The sequence below is a fragment of the Qipengyuania xiamenensis genome (assembly GCF_019711495.1).
GTDB lineage: Bacteria > Pseudomonadota > Alphaproteobacteria > Sphingomonadales > Sphingomonadaceae > Qipengyuania > Qipengyuania xiamenensis.
Window position 1 is genome coordinate 1 of the sequence record NZ_JAIGNM010000001.1, and the last position, 18,310, is coordinate 18,310.

The 18,310-nt window shown below is 63.1% G+C and carries 19 protein-coding genes and 1 tRNA gene; 6 read left to right on the forward strand and 14 right to left on the reverse strand.

The features are described from left to right. Positions 1 to 75 (reverse strand) — tRNA-Glu (locus K3165_RS00005). A gap of 85 nt (positions 76 to 160) precedes the next feature. Continuing rightward, entirely contained in the window at positions 161 to 1,945 is a 1,785-nt protein-coding gene (gene recJ / locus K3165_RS00010) for a single-stranded-DNA-specific exonuclease RecJ (RefSeq protein WP_221546835.1), read from the reverse strand. An 84-nt stretch (positions 1,946 to 2,029) separates the two neighbouring features. Between recJ and K3165_RS00015 the strand changes: the two genes are divergently transcribed. The 3 genes from K3165_RS00015 (at position 2,030) to K3165_RS00025 (ending at position 3,963) form a co-directional block, all read left to right on the forward strand. After that, positions 2,030 to 2,515: a flavodoxin family protein gene (locus tag K3165_RS00015; RefSeq protein WP_221546836.1), complete on the forward strand. Its 486-nt coding sequence runs from the start codon at positions 2,030 to 2,032 to the stop codon at positions 2,513 to 2,515. A gap of 92 nt (positions 2,516 to 2,607) precedes the next feature. After that, entirely contained in the window at positions 2,608 to 3,429 is an 822-nt protein-coding gene (locus K3165_RS00020; RefSeq protein WP_221546837.1) for a hypothetical protein, read from the forward strand. A 63-nt stretch (positions 3,430 to 3,492) separates the two neighbouring features. Continuing rightward, a complete protein-coding gene (locus K3165_RS00025; RefSeq protein ID WP_345720091.1) occupies positions 3,493 to 3,963 on the forward strand; it encodes an AHH domain-containing protein in 471 nt (156 codons plus the stop codon). Here the strand turns inward: K3165_RS00025 and K3165_RS00030 are convergent. Both K3165_RS00030 and K3165_RS00035 read right to left on the reverse strand, forming a co-directional pair. Then, the gene (locus tag K3165_RS00030) at positions 3,960 to 4,928 is read right to left on the reverse strand and encodes an NAD(P)H-dependent flavin oxidoreductase (RefSeq protein ID WP_221546838.1); all 969 of its coding nucleotides are present in this window, start codon (positions 4,926 to 4,928) and stop codon (positions 3,960 to 3,962) included. The genes K3165_RS00025 and K3165_RS00030 overlap by 4 nt on opposite strands. A 79-nt stretch (positions 4,929 to 5,007) precedes the next feature. Further along, a complete protein-coding gene (locus tag K3165_RS00035; protein ID WP_221546839.1) occupies positions 5,008 to 6,069 on the reverse strand; it encodes an amidohydrolase family protein in 1,062 nt (353 codons plus the stop codon). A 196-nt stretch (positions 6,070 to 6,265) separates the two neighbouring features. On the opposite strand from K3165_RS00035, the gene K3165_RS00040 reads away from it, so the two are divergent. Both K3165_RS00040 and K3165_RS00045 read left to right on the forward strand, forming a co-directional pair. Further along, positions 6,266 to 7,129, forward strand: a complete 864-nt coding sequence (locus K3165_RS00040; RefSeq protein ID WP_221546840.1) for a M28 family metallopeptidase — start codon at positions 6,266 to 6,268, stop codon at positions 7,127 to 7,129. Further along, a complete protein-coding gene (locus K3165_RS00045; RefSeq protein ID WP_221546841.1) occupies positions 7,126 to 7,506 on the forward strand; it encodes a hypothetical protein in 381 nt (126 codons plus the stop codon). The genes K3165_RS00040 and K3165_RS00045 overlap by 4 nt, the downstream gene beginning before the upstream one ends. On the opposite strand, the gene K3165_RS00050 is transcribed toward K3165_RS00045, so the two are convergent. From K3165_RS00050 to miaA, 10 genes are all read right to left on the reverse strand, one after another. Then, positions 7,495 to 8,310: a hypothetical protein gene (locus tag K3165_RS00050; protein WP_221546842.1), complete on the reverse strand. Its 816-nt coding sequence runs from the start codon at positions 8,308 to 8,310 to the stop codon at positions 7,495 to 7,497. The two genes, K3165_RS00045 and K3165_RS00050, sit on opposite strands and share 12 nt — an antisense overlap. Before the next feature lie 142 nt (positions 8,311 to 8,452). Further along, positions 8,453 to 10,129: a 2-isopropylmalate synthase gene (leuA, locus tag K3165_RS00055; protein ID WP_221546843.1), complete on the reverse strand. Its 1,677-nt coding sequence runs from the start codon at positions 10,127 to 10,129 to the stop codon at positions 8,453 to 8,455. Positions 10,130 to 10,309: 180 nt separating this feature from the next. After that, on the reverse strand, positions 10,310 to 11,458 hold the full coding sequence (locus K3165_RS00060; protein ID WP_221546844.1) for an alpha-hydroxy acid oxidase: 1,149 nt from the start codon (positions 11,456 to 11,458) through the stop codon (positions 10,310 to 10,312). Next, positions 11,455 to 12,063, reverse strand: coding sequence for a DUF4329 domain-containing protein (locus K3165_RS00065; protein ID WP_221546845.1), 609 nt, complete (start codon positions 12,061 to 12,063; stop codon positions 11,455 to 11,457). The genes K3165_RS00060 and K3165_RS00065 overlap by 4 nt, the downstream gene beginning before the upstream one ends. 49 nt (positions 12,064 to 12,112) lie before the next feature. After that, positions 12,113 to 12,715, reverse strand: coding sequence for a DUF6151 family protein (locus K3165_RS00070; protein WP_221546846.1), 603 nt, complete (start codon positions 12,713 to 12,715; stop codon positions 12,113 to 12,115). Positions 12,716 to 12,744: 29 nt separating this feature from the next. Then, on the reverse strand, positions 12,745 to 13,779 hold the full coding sequence (gene ilvC, locus K3165_RS00075) for a ketol-acid reductoisomerase (RefSeq protein ID WP_221425311.1): 1,035 nt from the start codon (positions 13,777 to 13,779) through the stop codon (positions 12,745 to 12,747). Between the two features lie 12 nt (positions 13,780 to 13,791). After that, the gene (ilvN, locus tag K3165_RS00080) at positions 13,792 to 14,307 is read right to left on the reverse strand and encodes an acetolactate synthase small subunit (RefSeq protein ID WP_221546847.1); all 516 of its coding nucleotides are present in this window, start codon (positions 14,305 to 14,307) and stop codon (positions 13,792 to 13,794) included. After that, positions 14,307 to 14,603: a hypothetical protein gene (locus K3165_RS00085; RefSeq protein ID WP_221546848.1), complete on the reverse strand. Its 297-nt coding sequence runs from the start codon at positions 14,601 to 14,603 to the stop codon at positions 14,307 to 14,309. Before K3165_RS00085 ends, ilvN begins: the two co-directional genes overlap by 1 nt. Then, a complete protein-coding gene (ilvB, locus tag K3165_RS00090) occupies positions 14,603 to 16,363 on the reverse strand; it encodes a biosynthetic-type acetolactate synthase large subunit (RefSeq protein WP_247713836.1) in 1,761 nt (586 codons plus the stop codon). Before ilvB ends, K3165_RS00085 begins: the two co-directional genes overlap by 1 nt. Before the next feature lie 82 nt (positions 16,364 to 16,445). Continuing rightward, positions 16,446 to 17,399: a tRNA (adenosine(37)-N6)-dimethylallyltransferase MiaA gene (gene miaA / locus K3165_RS00095; RefSeq protein WP_221546849.1), complete on the reverse strand. Its 954-nt coding sequence runs from the start codon at positions 17,397 to 17,399 to the stop codon at positions 16,446 to 16,448. Between miaA and serB the strand changes: the two genes are divergently transcribed. After that, on the forward strand, positions 17,392 to 18,276 hold the full coding sequence (gene serB / locus K3165_RS00100) for a phosphoserine phosphatase SerB (protein ID WP_221546850.1): 885 nt from the start codon (positions 17,392 to 17,394) through the stop codon (positions 18,274 to 18,276). The genes miaA and serB overlap by 8 nt on opposite strands. The last annotated feature ends 34 nt before the right edge of the window (positions 18,277 to 18,310 follow it).

The following is an 18,310-nucleotide window of genomic DNA, read 5'->3' on the forward strand; positions in this document are numbered from 1 at the left end:
TGGTGACCCGTACGGGAATCGAACCCGTGTTTCAGCCGTGAAAGGGCCGCGTCCTAACCGCTAGACGAACGGGCCACGGGCCCTTGGGGGCTCGGTGGCGTGGCGGCGCAATTAGGCGTGGTCGCCGAAAGCGTCAACCCTCAATTCGGCAAGTTTGCGATCAATCTGCAAAAGCAGCGTCTTCAAGGTGCAGTTCGGCCTGCGGACGGCTGCCCCAATCGTCGATCTTCACACGCCCTGCCAGCCACAGCCTGCGCCCGCGCGATCCATGGAGCAACGCCTGCCCCATGTCGCTGTCGGCAGCGCGGAAAGCGATTCCCTTGAAGCTCTTGCCATCGTCCCCGCTGGCAATCAGCCGGACGTGGTCGGTGCCGACGATATCGCACTTTACCAGCCTGACGGGACCGACTGCAACGCGCGGTCCCGGCCAGCCCATGCCATAGGGGCCGCCCTTTTCGAGCGCGTCGACCAGCGCAGGGGTAAGCCCGCCGGGCGCTACTGCTAGGTCTAGCAGCATCTCGCGATTGGCATCGGCACGGGACACCGCAGCTTCGAGATGCGCATCCAGCCAGTCGGCAAATTCCTCGAGACGCGATTCCTCGACCGTCAGGCCTGCCGCCATCGCGTGACCGCCCCCTTTGACGAGCAGGCCTTCCTCGCGAGCGCGGATGATGGCAGCACCCAGGTCGACACCTGCAATCGAGCGGCCCGAGCCTTTTCCTTCACCAGTCTCATCTAGCGCGATGACGAGCGAGGGCTTGCCGGTCTTCTCCTTGATCCGTCCTGCGACGATGCCGATCACGCCCGGATGCCATCCGCGCGCCGCCACGACATGGACTGCGCGGTTGTGCTGGGCGGCCAGCTGCTCTTCTGCCGCTTGCTGCACCTCGGCCTCGATGGCGCGGCGTTCCTCGTTGAGGGCAGACAATTGCGCTGCGATCTCGCGTGCTTCCTCTGCATCTTCGGTGGTCAGCAGGCGGACACCCAGGGTCGATTCGCCAACGCGGCCCCCGGCATTGATCCGCGGGCCAAGTGCAAAGCCGAGATCCGAGCAGATCGGCGCGCGCTTCAGGCGGCTCGCATCGATCAGGGCGGACATGCCGATATTGTCGCGCCGACCCATGACCTTGAGCCCCTGCGCCACGAACGCGCGATTGAGACCATGCAGGGCGGCGACATCCGCCACAGTGCCCAAGGCAACGATGTCCAGTAGGGCAAACAGGTCGGGCTCCTTGCGATCCTCGAAGAAGCCGCGCGCACGTAATTTGCGGACAAGTGCAATCGCGAGGAGGAAAGCGACGCCTACAGCCGCAAGGTGACCGTGCGCCGCAGCAAGGTCGTTCTCGTCGAGGCGGTTGGGATTGACCAGTGCCGCCGCCCTCGGAAGCTCCGGAGAGCACTTGTGGTGATCGACTACGATTACGTCTATCCCGGCATCGCTCGCCATCGCCAGCGCCTCGTGCGCCATCGCGCCGCAATCCACGGTGACGATCAGGCTCGATCCGCTCTCGCCCAGCTTTACGAGTGCCTCTCCCGACGGCCCGTAACCCTCGAGCAGGCGGTCGGGAATGTAGTAGTCGGCATCCACGCCCAGATCACGCAAAAGGCGGATCAGGAGAGCAGAACTGGTGGCTCCATCCACGTCGTAGTCGCCGTAGATCGTGATCTTTTCGCGGCTCAGGATAGCCTGCGCGATGCGATCTGCCGCGGTTTCCATGTCGTTGAACTCGGACGGGTCGGGCAAGAACTCGCGCAAGGTCGGGGTAAGGTGGCGCGGCACATCCTCGGCAGCGACTCCGCGCGCCAACAGCAACTGGCGTACGATGGCCTCATCGTCACCCATGTGACCCTGTCCAAGGTCCATGTTGCCGCCCCGCCAGCGCCATGCGCGTCCGGTAAGCGACTGCGATACGCCATTGACGTGGGGAAGTGCAGTTGTGGCCATGCATTCCGTCTACAGCGCCCAAGGGTGGTGCGACAAGCGCGGCGGCGTTGACAATCGACAGGCGCTTGCGATGAGTGTCGGGTGATGACCGAGAGCCCACTCCTGATTGCCTGGCACAGCCGCACCGGAACGAGCGAGGCGCTCGCCAAGGCCGCTCTGGAGGGAGCGGGTGACCTCGCGGAGATGATCGAGGCAAGCGAGGTCCGGGAGGAGCACGTACTTGCTGCTCGTGGCTATCTGTTCGTCTGCCCCGAAAACCTCGCCACTATGAGCGGGATGATGAAAGAGATGTTCGACCGGCTCTATTACCCCGTGCTTGGGAAGATCGAGGGCAGGGCCTATGCGACGATCATCGCAGCCGGTTCGGACGGGGAGGGGGCTCAGCGCCAGCTCGATCGGATTGCAACCGGATGGCGACTGAAACGTGTGGCTGACCCGGTGATCGTGAACACCGATGCGCAAACGCCGGAGGAAATCCTCGCGCCGAAGACCGTGTCCGACCGCGAACTGCAGCTCGCAAGGGAGATGGGAGAGGGCCTTGCACAAGGGCTTTATGCCGGAATTTTCTAGGTTTTTTGGTCCGAAACGGTTCAATAGCCGTGAAGCAGACTCGACGAACTGGTCGCAACTCGTCAAGCATGGCCGGGAAGGGGACGGCTTGGATGGGTAGGGACGTACCGTCTGATTTTGCAGAAGGGCGCGCTTCGCAGGATTTGCCTCCGGGCATCTTCCTGCTCTTCGCGTCGGACAAACGGCCCAAGCGGCTCGATGTCATGAACGCCATTGAGGATTCTCAATCGGCGTCGATTTCGCACGACCCCTCGATGATTCCTCTCGACCGTGAAGCCGAGGGAGGTCGCGGCGCGACTGCGCATGCGGGAGACTGGGTCGAAATCCTGCAGTGGGGCATGACGTTCGACCTGCTCGGCATCGCCCCCGGACCGGGCGTCAGGTTGCCCGATATAGGGTATCGTTTCGGCTGCGCGGTGAATGTCCCCGATAGTCACACGGGCGCAATGGCGCTCGTGCCCGGGCCGCATCTTATCGACGGGGCCAACAGTCTGCCGATCGTTCGGGCCATGCTCGACCTGGCGTCGCACCTCGCCCAGACATTGCCGCAGGTAGAGGCGGTTTGCTGGTCGCCTGCCCGCAGTGCCATCGGGGCACCGCTGTTTTCCCGCACCGTGGCCGCTTGGCTATCGGGCGGACCGTTTCCTGCGCTCGGCCTCGCCGGCTTCGCGCAGCAGCAAGGTGGCAGGCTGGTCAGCGAAGGCCTGTCCTATTTTGTCGGGCAGGAATTGTCCCTGACACCCGAGCTCGCCGCCAATCCGGTCGCCGCGACGCAATTAGGCGCGCGGCTGGTTCATGAAATCGTGGGCACCGGACGGGTTGAGGAGGCGCGAAGTTTCATCACCGATACCGGCATCTCGCTCATGCTCAGTCCGCTGGACGACGGCGTAACCGTGGAGGTCTCGCCGATGTAGGCGGACACTGGGTTGGACGGGCGCACATGTAACGGATACGGCCGGACGAGGCTGGATTTTCGCGTGGTCAATCGCCGCGGCGCGCCCGGTCATGTTCCGGGCCTCCAACGCCACCATCTTTTGCCGCGCCAGCTGCTCGCCCAGCGCTGCTTCGGGAAGATGTTCGAGGCGATCGGGCGAGCTCACGTCGGCTTCGACGACTTTCGCGCCAACGGCATGCTGCTCCCCGCACAGGAAGAGACCGCCTTGCGTATGGCCTTGCCGATGCACCGCGGGCCGCACCGCGACTATAACGGCATGGTCATAGAACGCGTCGGGCACATCGAATGCTGCTGGTCGCGCAAGCGCATCAGCGATCCGGAAACGGCGAAGGAAGATGCCCTGATGCGGCTCGGCCTATTGCAGGCTGCCCTGCGCAAGCGGTTGCTCGACGGGGCGAGGCCCTTCCTGCTCAATCGGCGCGATCCGAGCGCGAGCAAGCCCGATTTCACCGAGCTAGACGCGCTTGCAGAACAGTTATGGCATGCGACCTAGGCGGTAGCCTTCGCCAGCGCTTCCTTGGCGGCGATGTATTCGCTTTCGAGACGCGCGACCATGTCCGCGACCGGGCCGACGCTCTTGACCGTGCCGATGCCCTGGCCCGAACCCCAGATGTCCTTCCACGCCTTGGCCTTGGTGTTGCCGCCGCTGCCGAAGTTCATCTTGCTCGGATCGCTTTCCGGCAGGTTTTCCGGGTCGAGGCCGGCGTTCTCGATGCTTGAGCGCAGGTAGTTGCCGTGCACGCCGGTGAAGAGGTTCGAATAGACGATGCCGTCGGCACTGCCCTCGACGATACCCTGCTTGTAGCCTTCGACCGCATTGGCCTCCTCGGTCGCGATCCACGGCGATCCGATATAGGCGAAGTCCGCACCAAGCGCCTGTGCAGCGAGGATCGAGCGGCCATGCGCAATCGAACCTGATAGCGCGACCAGCCCGTCGAACCATTCGCGGATTTCCTGCATAAGCGCGAAGGGGCTGAGAGTACCGGCATGGCCGCCGGCGCCCGCAGCAACGGGGATGAGACCGTCGGCACCCTTTTCGATCGCCTTGTGCGCAAAGCGGTTGTTGATCACGTCATGCATGGTGATGCCGCCCCAGCCGCGTACCGCGTTGAAGATCTCCTCACGTGCGCCGAGCGAGGTGATCACCAGCGGAACCTGCCATTTCGCGCAGGTCGCCATGTCGGCTTCGATCCGGTCGTTCGAACGGTGGACGATCTGGTTGACCGCGAAGGGCGCAGCCGGATTGTCGGGATTGTCGCGATTGTGCGCTGCCAGTTCCTCGGTGATCCGGTGGAGCCATTCGTCCAGCTCACTTTGCGGACGAGCGTTGAGGGCAGGGAAACTGCCGACGATGCCGGCCTTGCACTGCGCGATGACCAGTTCCGGTCCCGAAACGATGAAAAGGGGCGATCCGATAACCGGAATGCGCAGCTTGTCGAAGGGGGCGGGCAGGGTCATGGGCAGGCGGCTCCTCTCAATTGTTGGCGGGTGCGTATGGCGCGCAAGCGGTATTGTCGAGAGTGACGTTACGTAAACGTCAGCCGGCGGGGAGCACGTGTTCAATACCGTAGACCCGCGCCGCGGTGCCGGCGAAGAGGGCGTGCTTCTCGTCTGTCGAATGGCTCTGCGCCAAGCGCTTGAAGGCGTTCCAGAGGACTTCGTAGCTCGCGCCCCAGCGGTCGACCGGGTAATTCGATTCGAACATCGCGCGATCCGCACCGAAGCTTTCGATGCAGGTTTCGATATAGGGGCGCCAGAGGCCAGCCAGATGTTCCGAGGAATGGCCCGTCATCGGACCGTCTTCGGGCAGGCCGCAGAATGCCATCGCCAATCCGCCCAGCTTCACGTGCACGTTATCGCACTCTGCCAGCGCATGGATGGAGCGGCGCCAGCGATCGAAGTTCTCATGCAGCTTGCCGCGATAACAGGCGATATTCAGGGGCGTTCCGCAGTGATCGAGCACGATAGTCTGGTCGGGAAAGGCACGGGCGAGGTCGAGCACGTCGCCAAGCTGCGGCTCGAGCAGCCATGCATCGAACGTCAGGCCATGCTTGGCATAGGCGGCAAAGCCTTCGCGGAATGCATCGGAAAGGTACAGGCCTTCGGGCGCATGGAACGGAGGGCCGAGCACTTCGGGATCGGCGTCCCACGCGGCGGCGTGGCGGATACCGCGAAAACGGCCGTTACCTGCGGCAACCAGCGCCTCGATCACCGGATTGACCTTGTCGCCCAGCGTGAGGTCCGCATGGCCCACGATTCCTGCGCAGGGACGATAGTCTCCGTAGAGCCCGCTCGCCCCCTGTGCTGCGACACCGTTCACGAATTCGACTTCGCCCACGCTCTTCATCTCGTCGCCGCGGCTGGCGTCGTAGAAGGCGCCGCATTCCATGAAGACCGTGCCCACGATGTTGTGGCCGCCCTCCAGTCCGCCGCGCGTATCCTGTTGCAGCTCGTCGAAGGTGTAATAGGCCGCGCCCGCGATCGCTTCGATGAAGTCGTGACGCGGCTCGGGGAAGGCAGGGACCAGCGGACGCAAGTCCCACAGGTGGTGATGCGGATCGATGATCGGCAGGTCGGGCTCGAGTATCGTTTCGCTCATCTTCTCGTCTCCCCTCTATCGGCGCAGCTCGCGGTTGGGGCCGCCCCTGCAATCTCCATACAGCTTGGAACACATGGAACACGGTCCATGCAAGGAAAACGCGTTGTCCTCTGGGTGCCGCAAGAACGGGAAAGGGCGATCGGGAATGCTTGCGCGGTCATGGCTTGGCATTACTGTGCCGCCGGGGAGGTAGGAAATGGGATTGAGGGGTAAGCTCGGGATTGCCGCCGCAGGTCTTGCGGGATTCTTGATGGTTGCGGGTCACACGCAAGCGTTGCGCGCGACCGAATATGCGACAGGTATCGAAGCTTTCGTCGGCGAACGGGTCACGACCGAACAGCGCCGGACTGCGGCTGTCCGGATCATGTCGGAACTGGCCGAAGCCGGGATCGATGCCAAGCTTCAGCCCTATGATACCGGCAATACGAACTGGGCGCTCGATCTCGTCTTGCCGCCTGTTTCCGGGGCCAATGTCGCGGTCGAAATTCCTTCGACCGAGCCGAGCGAGCAGACCATCGTCATCGGTGCCCATTACGACAGCGTCAAAGGCAGTCCGGGGGCCGACGACAACGCGAGCGGCACCTATGCCGTGATCGAGCTGGCAAAGCGCGTGTCAGAGCTGCCCGTGAGGCGCATGAACGTGGTCTTCGTCTGGTTCGATCAGGAAGAAGTGGGACTGGTCGGCAGCAAGATCTTCGCTGCAAACTGGAAGGCGAGCGGGCTGCCGCTGCACTCGATGCACAATATCGACATGATTGGCTTCGACGGGAATGGCGACGGTCGCTTCGACCTCGACGTGCCCGATGGTGAGCTTGCCGAGATATATCTCCGGGAAGCAGAGGCTCTCGGCATTCCGATCGCCCGCGATACCTTCAACAGCTCGGACCATGCGAGCTTCCGCAAGGTCGGGTTTCGCGCCGTGTGCCTGTCGGAAGATTTCTCCAACAAGGACATCAATCCGACTTACCATCGCGGCGGCGACAAGACGATCGACCGTGAATACATGCAAAGCGGCATCGACCTTGTCGCTGCAGTCACGAGGCGCCTTCTCGAAAAGTGAAGGCCGCGTGGGGAATTCTTGCCCTCAGCCTGCTGCTGTGGGTGCGGCGCGCGGCCGAATTCGCTCTTCTCGACCGGTTCGCCCCGGCTGCTTTCCTGGCTGTCGGCATGGCGTTGATGGGATGGGGCGTGGTCAGGAGGGGCAACACGTGGCGCAGGGCGATGAGGCTCTGGGGCCTCCTCATCGGATTGATCGGTCTCGCAGGGTTCGCGCTCGCGATCGCCCTCCATTGGGGTCCGCCGGTCTCGCAGCACGGTATCGAATCGCTCACGCTTCCGTACTTCGCTGCGAGTGCATTCTACTTGCTGGGCGGTGTGTGGCTGATGATCCGGCCGCCCGTGCTGGCCGATCCGGCGGACGCTGCGTCAGTCGTCTGACGAGCTCTTGCCGCCACCTGCGCTGAGGATTTTCTCGATCCGTTCGAGCGGGATTTCCAGCCCCTCCGTATTGACCGACAGGAAGATGCGCCCGCGAGCAATCTCACGTTCGTAGAGCGTTGCCGAAACGCCATCCACGTCGGCATCCGTCAGCATCTTTGCGATCGCGCCGCCGGTTGCGCCGATTACGCTGCTGACCGCGGCGACCGAGGGAATTGCCTGCGCAGCCATGGCTCCCGCTACGGCGACGGGTCCGATACCGGGAATGGCGAGGATGGCGACACCCAGCACCGCGCCGGCAAGACCTGCCCCGGCAACTGCGCCGGCAATATCGCCGGCCCCGTGGCCTTCGATCGGTTCGTATTTCTCGGCGAGGTATTCGCTGGCGCGCCAGACCATCGAGATCGCCTCTTCGGGCACGCCCTCGATGGTCAGCCTTCCGACAGCCTTGCGAGCGGTTTCCTGCTTCTCGAACACGGCCGTTGCGACATGTTCGCGCGAACGGTTCATCTCGTCTACGGCTTGCTGGAATGTCTGCGCAAAGCGGGAGCGTTCACGTTCGCTGCGGAAGGTGGCGCGAAGACCGGCAGAGCGGTGGAGCTTCTTTACGCTTGGCGTCTTGACCGGCCCGAACAGCGTCCTCAGCAGCATTTCTACCGTGGTGCGCCGAAGCGCCTGGTCGGTCCCGCGATTTATCCATTCGAGCGAAGTCGGGCGCGGATGGGCGTCGTCGAGGTAGTAAAGAGCCGGAAGCTCTTCTGCCTTGACGACGTAGCCGTGCGTAATTTCCCCTGCTTCGCCCATTGCGTAAGGTTACCGCAAAAGCAACTAATTGACAAAAACTGATTAGTTCACTTCCCTTGTCGCTACGGAAAGGCCCTGTTTCTGGCGTTTCTTTAAAGTTGGTCGGCACTGCGGCACGAATAGCGCCTCTCCAAACTTGTACTCAGGCGACAGCCGAATTTGCTGCGCTCAGCACGGCGCGGACGCTGGCCGTGGCAACGTCCTCGTCGATTCCCACGCCCCAGATGGTCTTTCCGTCAGGTGTCCGGCACTCGAGATAGGCGGCTGCCCGGCTATCTCGGCCGGTGGTCAGCGCGTGTTCGGTGTAGTCGACGATTTCCAGCGCGAGGCCGAAGCTTTCCTCGATCGTGGACAGCACGCTCGAGATAAGGCCGTTGCCGCGTCCCGAGACGCTCTGCTCCTGGCCCTTGACGGCAATCGTGCCGCTAAACAGGCGTGTACCGTCGGTAGCGCGGCGTTCCTCGTAATCGACCAGCTGGAAGTGCTTCTGCTCGGTCTGGACATGGTAGGCTGACTTGAACGCGTCCCAGATGTCCGCAGCGCCCAGTTCGCGGCCGAGCTCGTCCGCCATCCGCTGCACATGCGGGCTGAAGTCGGCCTGCATCTTCTTGGGCAGCTTGAGGCCTTGATCCTGTTCGAGCACCCATGCGAAGCCGCCCTTGCCGGACTGCGAATTGACGCGGATGACCGCCTCGTAGCTGCGACCGAGATCGGCGGGATCGATCGGCAGATAGGGGACGCGCCAGTGCGGATCGTTCTGAACCTCGTGCGCAGCAAAGCCCTTCTTGATTGCGTCCTGATGGCTGCCCGAAAACGCCGTGTAGACCAGTTCGCCGCCATAGGGGTGACGCTGGTGGACGGGCAGCTCGTTGCAATATTCGACAGTCTCGATGACGCGGTCGATGTCGGAGAAGTCCAGCTTCGGATCGACGCCTTGCGTGTACATGTTCAAGGCCAAGGTCACGAGGCAGCAATTGCCCGTGCGCTCTCCATTGCCGAACAGGCAGCCTTCCACACGGTCCGCGCCCGCCATCAGCGCCAGTTCCGCCGCCGCAACGCCCGTGCCGCGGTCGTTATGGGTGTGAAGGCTGATCACCGCGCTCTCGCGGTTTGGCAGGTTGCGGATGAAATATTCGACCTGGTCGGCGTAGATATTGGGCGTCGCCGCCTCGACCGTCGCCGGCAGGTTGAAGATGATCGGGTGTTCGGGCGTTGGAGCCAGCACCTCCATCACTGCCTCGCAGACCTCGAGGCTGAAATCGAGCTCGGCGGTGGAGAAGGTCTCGGGCGAATATTCGAAATGCCAGTCGGTATCGGGCTGTTTGGCCGCTTCATCCCGCATGACCTTGGCGCCGTGGACCGCGATGTCGCGCACTTGGTCCTTCGTCATGCCGAACACGACCTCGCGCCATGCAGGGCTGACTGCGTTGTAGAGATGGACGATGGCCGCGCGTGCACCGGTCAGGCTCTTGAAGCTTGTGCGGATCAGGTCCTCGCGGCTCTGCGTGAGGACCTGAACCATCACGTCATCGGGTATGCGGCCCGACTGTACGAGGCCCGAGATGAAGTCGAATTCGGTCGCACCCGCGCTGGGGAAGCCGACCTCGATCTCCTTCACGCCGACCTCGACGAGCAGGTCGAAGAAGCGGTTCTTCTTGTGCGCGTCCATCGGGTCGACGATCGCCTGGTTGCCGTCGCGCAGGTCGGTGGAGAGCCAGCGGGGCGGGGCGGTTATCGTGCGCGAAGGCCATTGCCGGTCGGTCAGCGGGACCTGCGGGAAGGGCGAATATTTGGAGCTCGGGTTGGTGAGCATGGGCATTTCGGGAGTACTCGTATCGGTGGCTGCTCTCAGGTCGGTCGGCCCTTGGGTGCGCGGCGCACCTTATTGGCACGCCAAGGTCACGCCCAAGGGCGGGTAAGTCGCAGAATTAGTCCGATGCGGGTCATGCCATGCTGCATTGCGCAATATTGCCGCCAGTTCAAGCGCGAGTTTGCATAATTACCGAAAGCGCAGCCGCTCGCGGTTCAATTGTTGCACGTTGGAGACGCCCATCAGGCGCATTGCCCGCTCGATCTCTTCCTTGAGGATGGTTAGTGCACGCTCGACCCCTTCCTGCCCTGCAGCGGCCAGTGCGTAGAGATAGAGCCGTCCGCCCGAAGCTGCCGTTGCGCCCATGGCGAGACTTTTCATCACATGCGTCCCGCGCCGCACACCGCCGTCGAGTATGATCTCGATCTCTCCGCCGACCTCGTCGACGATCTCCCTAAGCTGGTCGAAGGGCGCGCGGCTGCCGTCCAGCTGCCTGCCGCCATGGTTCGAAATCCAGATGGCATCGGCACCGATATCGACGGCCCGCCGCGCGTCGGCGACGCTCATCACGCCCTTGAGGGCGAATGTGCCGCCCCAGTCCTGCCGGATCCGGGCCGCGGTATCCCAGTCCATGCCGGTGTCGAGCATGGTGTTGAAATACTCCTGGATGCTCACCGCCTTGCCCGAGCCTTCGGCCACGTAGCTGTCGAGATTGGGCAGGCGGAACTTCGGTCCGAAGACATAGTCCAGCGTCCAGCGCGGCCGGGTTGCGTAGCTCCACAGCGAACTGGCTGAGAAACGCGGCGGAGTGGTGAAGCCCGATCGCAGGCATCGCTCGCGCTTGCCCGAAACGATGGTATCTACGGTCAGCGCCAGCGCATCGAAATCGGCCGCCTTGCAGCGTTCGATCATGCTGGCATTCAGCCCCTTGTCCTTGTGGACATAGAGCTGGAACAGCTTGGGCGCGCTCGTCAGCGCTGCGATTTCCTCGATCGAATGGGTGGCGAGGCTCGAGATACCGAACCAGACACCGAATTTCTCGGCCGCCTTCGCCACGGCACGCTCCCCGTCGCGATGGAAGGCGCGCTGGAGGGCGGTGGGGCTGAGCATCAGAGGCAATTCACTGCGGCAACCCATGATCGTGCAGCTCGTGTCGATGGTTTCGACGCCTGCCAGCACGTCGGGCACGAGGTCGACATCGTCGAAGGCCGAGGTGTTGCGCGCCTTGGTCAGTTCGTCATCGGCCGCGCCGTCGATATAGTCGAACACCGGCCACGGCAGCCGCGCCTTCGCGAGGCGGCGGAAATCATCGATATTATGGCAGTCCGATAGTTTCATGGGCCCGTAGTACCGAATATCGCATTGAGCTCATCCATCGAATATCTTCGCGCGATATTGCTGCGCGCACCCGTCTGCTGCTTGAACTGCGTATAGCGGGGGTCGACTTCGAGACAGCCTTCGCCGCACAGCATCTCGGTTGCCTCCTTCTCCCACTGGTTATGCCATATCCGACCGCCCGGCGTGCCGACGAAACCGTCGATACGCGCATCGATGTCGGTCGCAAGATCGACGCTGGACGGGATTTCCGACGCATATTGCGTGTCGAATCCGCCATGCGAGTGGAAGCTGGCGACGACATGAAACCCCAGCGGCACGCCCCAGTCGAAAGCACACTCCGCGCGCTCACCGGGATAGATGGTGGAGGTCTGGAGATTGCCTTCCTCGTCCTCGAAGATAACGCCGCAATACTCCTGGCTGTTGGCCAGTGACTGGCCCTGGATGTCCGACAGGGTCTGTTTCGCGTAAGCTGTCAGCTCGGTCATGCTCGCCACGCGCTCGCGGGCGGGGGCTCGACCCTGCGTGAGCAGGTTGAACATCACCACCAGGAATGCGGCGCCGCACAGGACGTACAGCAGCTTGCTCCGATCCATTTCCCCCGTCATGCGCGAAGACATGCAGCGCGATTGCAGGCTTGTCGACAGCCTTTTCGTTTCATCTGGTGATGCTTTCGCGTTCCTGCGGAGAGAGCCTGCGCGGCGGGCTGATCGGCTCGAGAGTTTCGCTATCGAACAGCGGATTGCGCCTCCGGTCGCCGGAGAAGTAATCCTTCACCATGCGCTTGAAGAAACGCCGCATGAGCCTGCCCATCGAAAGCGGCTCCAGGCCTGACGTTTCGCCCGTCGCATCACCGAGGAAAAGGTGGCCGAGCGGCTTGCCAAGATGCTCGCGGCCGGGAGCTTCGCAATTGGCGAGAAGCGTCGTCACGTAGGGGATGCGCCCGCTCGCATAGGTGTTGAACATCGGGGTGTCACAGCACGATGCGTACCAGCGCAAGGTCGGTTTCTCGGTCAGGTGGAGGCCCGCGAGATTTTCCTTACCTTCCCGGATTTCCAGTCGCGCGCATCGCGACTGGTAGAGCGCGGTTCCGCCATGTTCATCGAGGATCCGGTCCGTCGCCCCGAGGAAAGCAGGAAGCGCCTGGCAATCGCTGCAGTGGCAGAAAACGAAATCGCCTTCGTCGGGCGTCGCGCGATCCACGACACCGCGCACCGAACCGCATTTGCACTGGAATTTCAGTTGGTCGGGTGCGCCCATGGTCTCTCCTCCATGAGCGCGACCCTAGCTCAGTTCTTGTCCTTGTCGACCAGCTTGTTGGCGCCGATCCAGGGCATCATGGCGCGAAGTTGAGCGCCGGTCTTCTCGATCGGGTGCGCAGCGGCGGCCTTGCGGCTGGCCTTGAGTTCGGGCTGGCCGGCCTGGTTGTCGAGCACGAAGTCCTTCACGAAGCGGCCCGACTGGATGTCCTTGAGGACGCGGCCCATTTCGGCTTTCGTCTCTTCGGTGATGATGCGCGGGCCAGTCTTGATGTCGCCGTACTCGGCGGTGTTCGAGATCGAGTAGCGCATGTTGGCGATGCCGCCTTCATAGAGCAGGTCGACGATGAGCTTGGTTTCGTGGAGGCACTCGAAATAGGCCATCTCGGGCGCGTATCCGGCCTCGACCAGCGTCTCGAATCCGGCCTGGATGAGATGGGTGATACCGCCGCACAACACGGCCTGTTCGCCGAAGAGGTCGGTTTCGCACTCTTCCTTGAAATCGGTTTCTATGATGCCCGAGCGGCCGCCGCCGACCGCGCTGGCATAGGAAAGTGCGAGCTGCTTGGCGAAGCCGTTGCCACCCGACTGGTTGCTCTCCTGATGGACCGCGATGAGGCAGGGCACGCCGCCGCCCTTGATATATTCCCCGCGCACCGTGTGGCCGGGACCCTTGGGTGCAATCATGATGACATCGACATCGGCGGGCGGGTCGATCAGGCCGAAGTGGATGTTGAGGCCATGCGCGAAGGCGAGGGCGGTGCCAGGGCGCATCTTGCCCGCGACTTCATTGGCGTAGATAGCTGCCTGATGCTCGTCGGGCGCGAGGATCATCAGCACGTCTGCCCACTCGGCGGCTTCCGAGACGGTTTTCACGGTGAAGCCCGCACCTTCGGCCTTCTTCGCCGTGGCCGAGCCTTCGCGCAGAGCGATAACGACCTCGCCCACCCCGCTGTCGCGCAGGTTCTGGGCATGGGCATGGCCCTGGCTGCCGTAGCCGACGATGGCGACCTTCTTGTCCTTGATCAGCTGCTGGTCGCAATCGGCATCGTAATAGACTTGCATTGAATTCCTCACTTACTCCGCGGAAGGCCCGCGCATCATACCCACGATCCCCGAGCGGCCGACCTCGACGAGGCCGAGTTCGCGCATCAGGGCGATGAAACTGTCCACCTTGTCGGGCGAGCCGGTCAGCTCGAACACGAAGCTTTCGGTGGTGGTATCGACGACATTGGCGCGGAAGAGTTCTGCGATGCGCAGCGCCTCGACGCGCGCGTCTCCCTTTCCAGCGACCTTCACCAGCGCCAGCTCGCGCTCGACATGCGCGCCGCTTTCGGTGAGGTCGATCACGCGGTGTACTGGCACCAACCGTTCGAGCTGGGCGCGGATCTGGTCGATCACCGGCTCCGGACCCTTGGTCACGATCGTGATGCGGCTGATCGCGTGGTCTTCGGAAATGTCGGCCACGGTCAGGCTGTCGATATTGTAGCCGCGCGCGGTGAAGAGGCCGGATATCTTCGCAAGGATACCCGCCTCGTTGTCGACGATCACGTTGAGGACGTGTCGCTCGCTGGATTGCTGGGCGATCTTCACTAGCCGCGATCCTGCCACACTGGCGCGAACATGCGCCCGTTGCCGTCATATTCGTCGACGAACTGGCGGCCGCGACGCACGGCTTCGAAATTCTCCGTCTGGCGATGGAGGTCGAGACCTTCGTCGATCAGGATCCACGTGCCGTCGGCCTGTTTCTGGGCGACGTCCACGCCAAGGAAGCGCTGGCCGCTTTCCTCGATCCAGTCGAGCACGCGGTCGGCGTCGCTGCGCCGGTACCAGCTGCGACGCTCTGCCTTGGCGGCGAGATCTGCGGGAAGTTCTTTCGAGATGACCATCAAACCAGTGCCTTTGCTTCGTCGTCCATCGTGCCGCCGACCTGGTCGCCGTAGAGCAGCATGTCGGTATGCGCCGCGCCGCTGGGGATCATCGGGAAGCAGTTGGCTTCCTTCGCCACCTGACAATCGACCATCACCGGGCCGTCGTGCGCGAGCATCGCTTCGATGCCAGCGTCGAGCTGGCTTTCGTCCTTGATGCGGATGCCCTTCCAGCCGTATGCTTCGGCCAGTTTCACGAAGTCGGGCAGGCTGTCCGAATAGGAGTTCGAATAGCGGCTTTCATAGGTCAGCTCCTGCCACTGGCGGACCATGCCCATGTATTCGTTGTTGAGGATGAAGACCTTCACCGGCAGGCGGAACTGGCTCGCCGTGCCGAGCTCCTGGATGTTCATCTGGATGCTGGCTTCGCCCGCAATGTCGATGACGAGGCTGTCCGGATTGCCCAGCTGCGCGCCGATCGCTGCGGGCAGGCCGTAGCCCATCGTGCCGAGACCGCCACTCGTGAGCCACTTGTTCGGCCCCATGAAGCCGAAATACTGCGCCGCCCACATCTGGTGCTGGCCGACCTCGGTGGTGATGATCGGATCGCGGTCCTTGGTGAGTGCGAAGAGGCGTTCGATGCTCTTCTGCGGCATGATCAGGTCGCTGCGTTCGGGATAGGCGAGGCAATCGCGCGCCTTCCAGCCGAGGATGCGGGCTTTCCATTCGGAGAGGTCGCGACCCTTGCGGTTGCCCCAGCCATCGAGAAGCTGTTCGAGCACGTGGCCGCAATCGCCCACGATGCCGAGATCGACGGGCACGATCTTGTTGATCTGCGCGCGGTCGATATCGATGTGGATCTTCTTGGCTTCCGGCGCAAAGGCGTCGAGGCGGCCGGTCACGCGGTCATCGAAGCGCGCGCCGATGGCGACGATCAAATCGGCGCGGTTCATCGCCATATTTGCTTCGTAGGTGCCGTGCATGCCCAGCATACCAAGCCAGTCGGGATGGTCGGCAGGAAAGGCGCCGAGGCCCATCAGCGTGCTGGTCACCGGGGCGCCAGTCGCATGCTGGAGCTTGCGCAGGAGTTCGCTTGCGTGCGGCCCTGCATTGATCACGCCGCCGCCGGTGTAGAAGACGGGGCGCTCTGCTTCAGCGAGCATCTGGACCGCTTCGGCAATCTCGTCCGCCGCGCCGACCATGCGCGGCTGGTAGCGGTGCGAGGGGAGGGGCGCTTCATCCTGCTCGCTCCATTCGGCGAGAGCGATCTGCACGTCCTTGGGAATGTCGACGACCACAGGGCCGGGGCGACCGGTCGTGGCGATGCGGAAGGCTTCCTCGATCGTGGCGCGCAGCCGCTCGGGGTCCTTCACAAGATAGTTGTGCTTCGAGCAGTGGCGGGTGAGGCCGACCGTATCGGCTTCCTGAAAGGCGTCTGTACCGATCAGGCCCGTGGGAACCTGCCCGGTGATTACCACCATGGGGATCGAGTCCATGTAGGCGTCGGCGATGCCGGTCACCGCATTGGTCGCACCGGGTCCGCTGGTAACAAGCACCACGCCGGGCTTTCCGGTCGAGCGGGCATAGCCTTCCGCCGCATGCGCAGCGCCTGCTTCGTGGCGCACGAGGATGTGGCGGATATCGTCGTCTGCAAAGAGTTCGTCATAGATCGGCAGCACCGCGCCGCCGGGATAGCCGAAGACGAATTCGACTCCCTGCCGCTTGAGGCATTCGATCAATATGGCAGCTCCGCTGCGCTCTTCCGACACTGTTTCCTCCATCCATAGGCACAAATCGGCCCGGCGCTGGGGTCGTAGCGCCGGGCCGACTGGACCTTCCGTATGAGAAACGAAATGTGTCCTGTCAACCAGCTTTGCGCAATAAAGAAACAAAAATATCGTATTCATCGATAGTTTTGTTATCGTCACGCGGCCACGAACCCGGCGGCTGGTGCCTGAACCAGGTGTATTGCCGCTTGGCGTAGCGCCGTGTGGCCGTCTGGCCAGCGACGATGGCTTGATCACGCGATAGTTCGCCTTGGAGGAGGGCGGATATCTCCGGAACACCGATGGCGCGCATGACCGGCAGGCTGGGGTCGAGATTGCGGGCGAGGAGAGCCTCGACTTCCTCGATCGCGCCGCCTTCCAGCATCATCACGAAACGACGGTCGCACCGCTCGTAGAGCCATTCTCGCTCGGGCAGCAGCACCAGCGGATGGAGCGATACCGCATCGCCGATGCCGCCTGTCTTGTGCGCCTGCCACTCTTTCAGCGTCCGCCCCGTCGAGCGCACGACCTCCAATGCGCGCGACGTACGCGACGTGTCGGCAGGGGCGAGGCGGCTGGCAGCTTCCCGATCCTCTGCTTCCAGCGCAGCGCGGGCTTCGCCCTGCGACAGTGCGCGCACTTCTTCGCGGACCGCCGGATCGATTTGCGGTACCGGCGCAATCCCCTCGAGCAGCGTGCGCATATAGAGGCCGGTCCCGCCGCACAGGATCGGAACCGCGCCATCCTCATGCAACTGCGCGATCTCGCGCTTCGCCGCTGCGGCCCAGTCAGCCGCAGAGCATGCGGTCGCGCCGTCCCAGTCCCCGAAGAGGCGGTGTTCGATGCCGCCCATTTCTTCCTCGCTCGGGCGTGCGGACAGCATCCGCAGGTCGGCATAGACCTGCGCGCTGTCGGCATTGATCACGACCGCCCGCCTGCCCTGTTCCTCGAGGCGTTGTGCCAGCCGCACCGCGAGATCGCTCTTGCCGCTCGCGGTCGGCCCTGCAATGAGCGCCAGTGGTGGCAATTCAGGGGAATTATCAATGCTCATCGCCCGGCTGATAGCAGAGGCGACCGGTCTGGAAACCCGCCTCGATGCGGCCAGCAAGGCGCTCGATGCGGCAGGCATGCCGGTTGCATCGGCAACGATGCTCGATTTTTGTGGCGACGTGCTGCAGATATCGATGCCGCATGGCGATCGCAAACAGGCCGCGGCGATCCTGGCCGGGCACTTCGGCGATATCGACATGCTTGTGGCCGATCACGACATAGAAATCCCGCGCCTCTTTGTGTCCGACATGGACTCCACCATGATCGGGCAGGAATGCATCGACGAACTCGCCGATTTCGCCGGTCTAAAGGAAAAGGTGGCCGAGATCACCGAACGCGCGATGCGCGGCGAACTGGAATTCGAAAGCGCCCTTCGCGAACGCGTCGGGCTGCTCGAGGGGCTCGGCGAACGGGCCATCGACAATTGTCTGGCCGAACGCATCGCTCCGGTCCCCGGTGCGCGTACGCTTGTGCAGACGCTGAAGACGAAGGGCTGTCGCACCGTCCTCGTAACCGGGGGCTTCCATCATTTCGCCGACCGTGTTGCCGAGCAGCTCGGTTTCGAGCGCGTAGTCGGCAATCGCCTGGCGGTGGCCAACGGGCAATTGACGGGCCAGCTTGCAGGCCCTGTCAGCGATGCATCAACAAAGCTCGCGACGCTGGTCGAGGAGCGAGACAATCTGGGCGAGGGAGCCCGTGTGCTCGCCACGGGTGATGGCGCGAACGACATCCCGATGATCGAAGCAGCGGACTATGGCATCGCCTATCGCGCCAAGCCCAAGGCGCGTGATGCGGCCAGCGGTCGCATCGCCAGCGAGGACCTGACCGTCATCCTGTCACTCCTCGGAATTCCGCGTAGCGACTGGGTCGAGGGTTAGTCCCTAATTGCCCGCTTTTTGACGGCTGCTTACA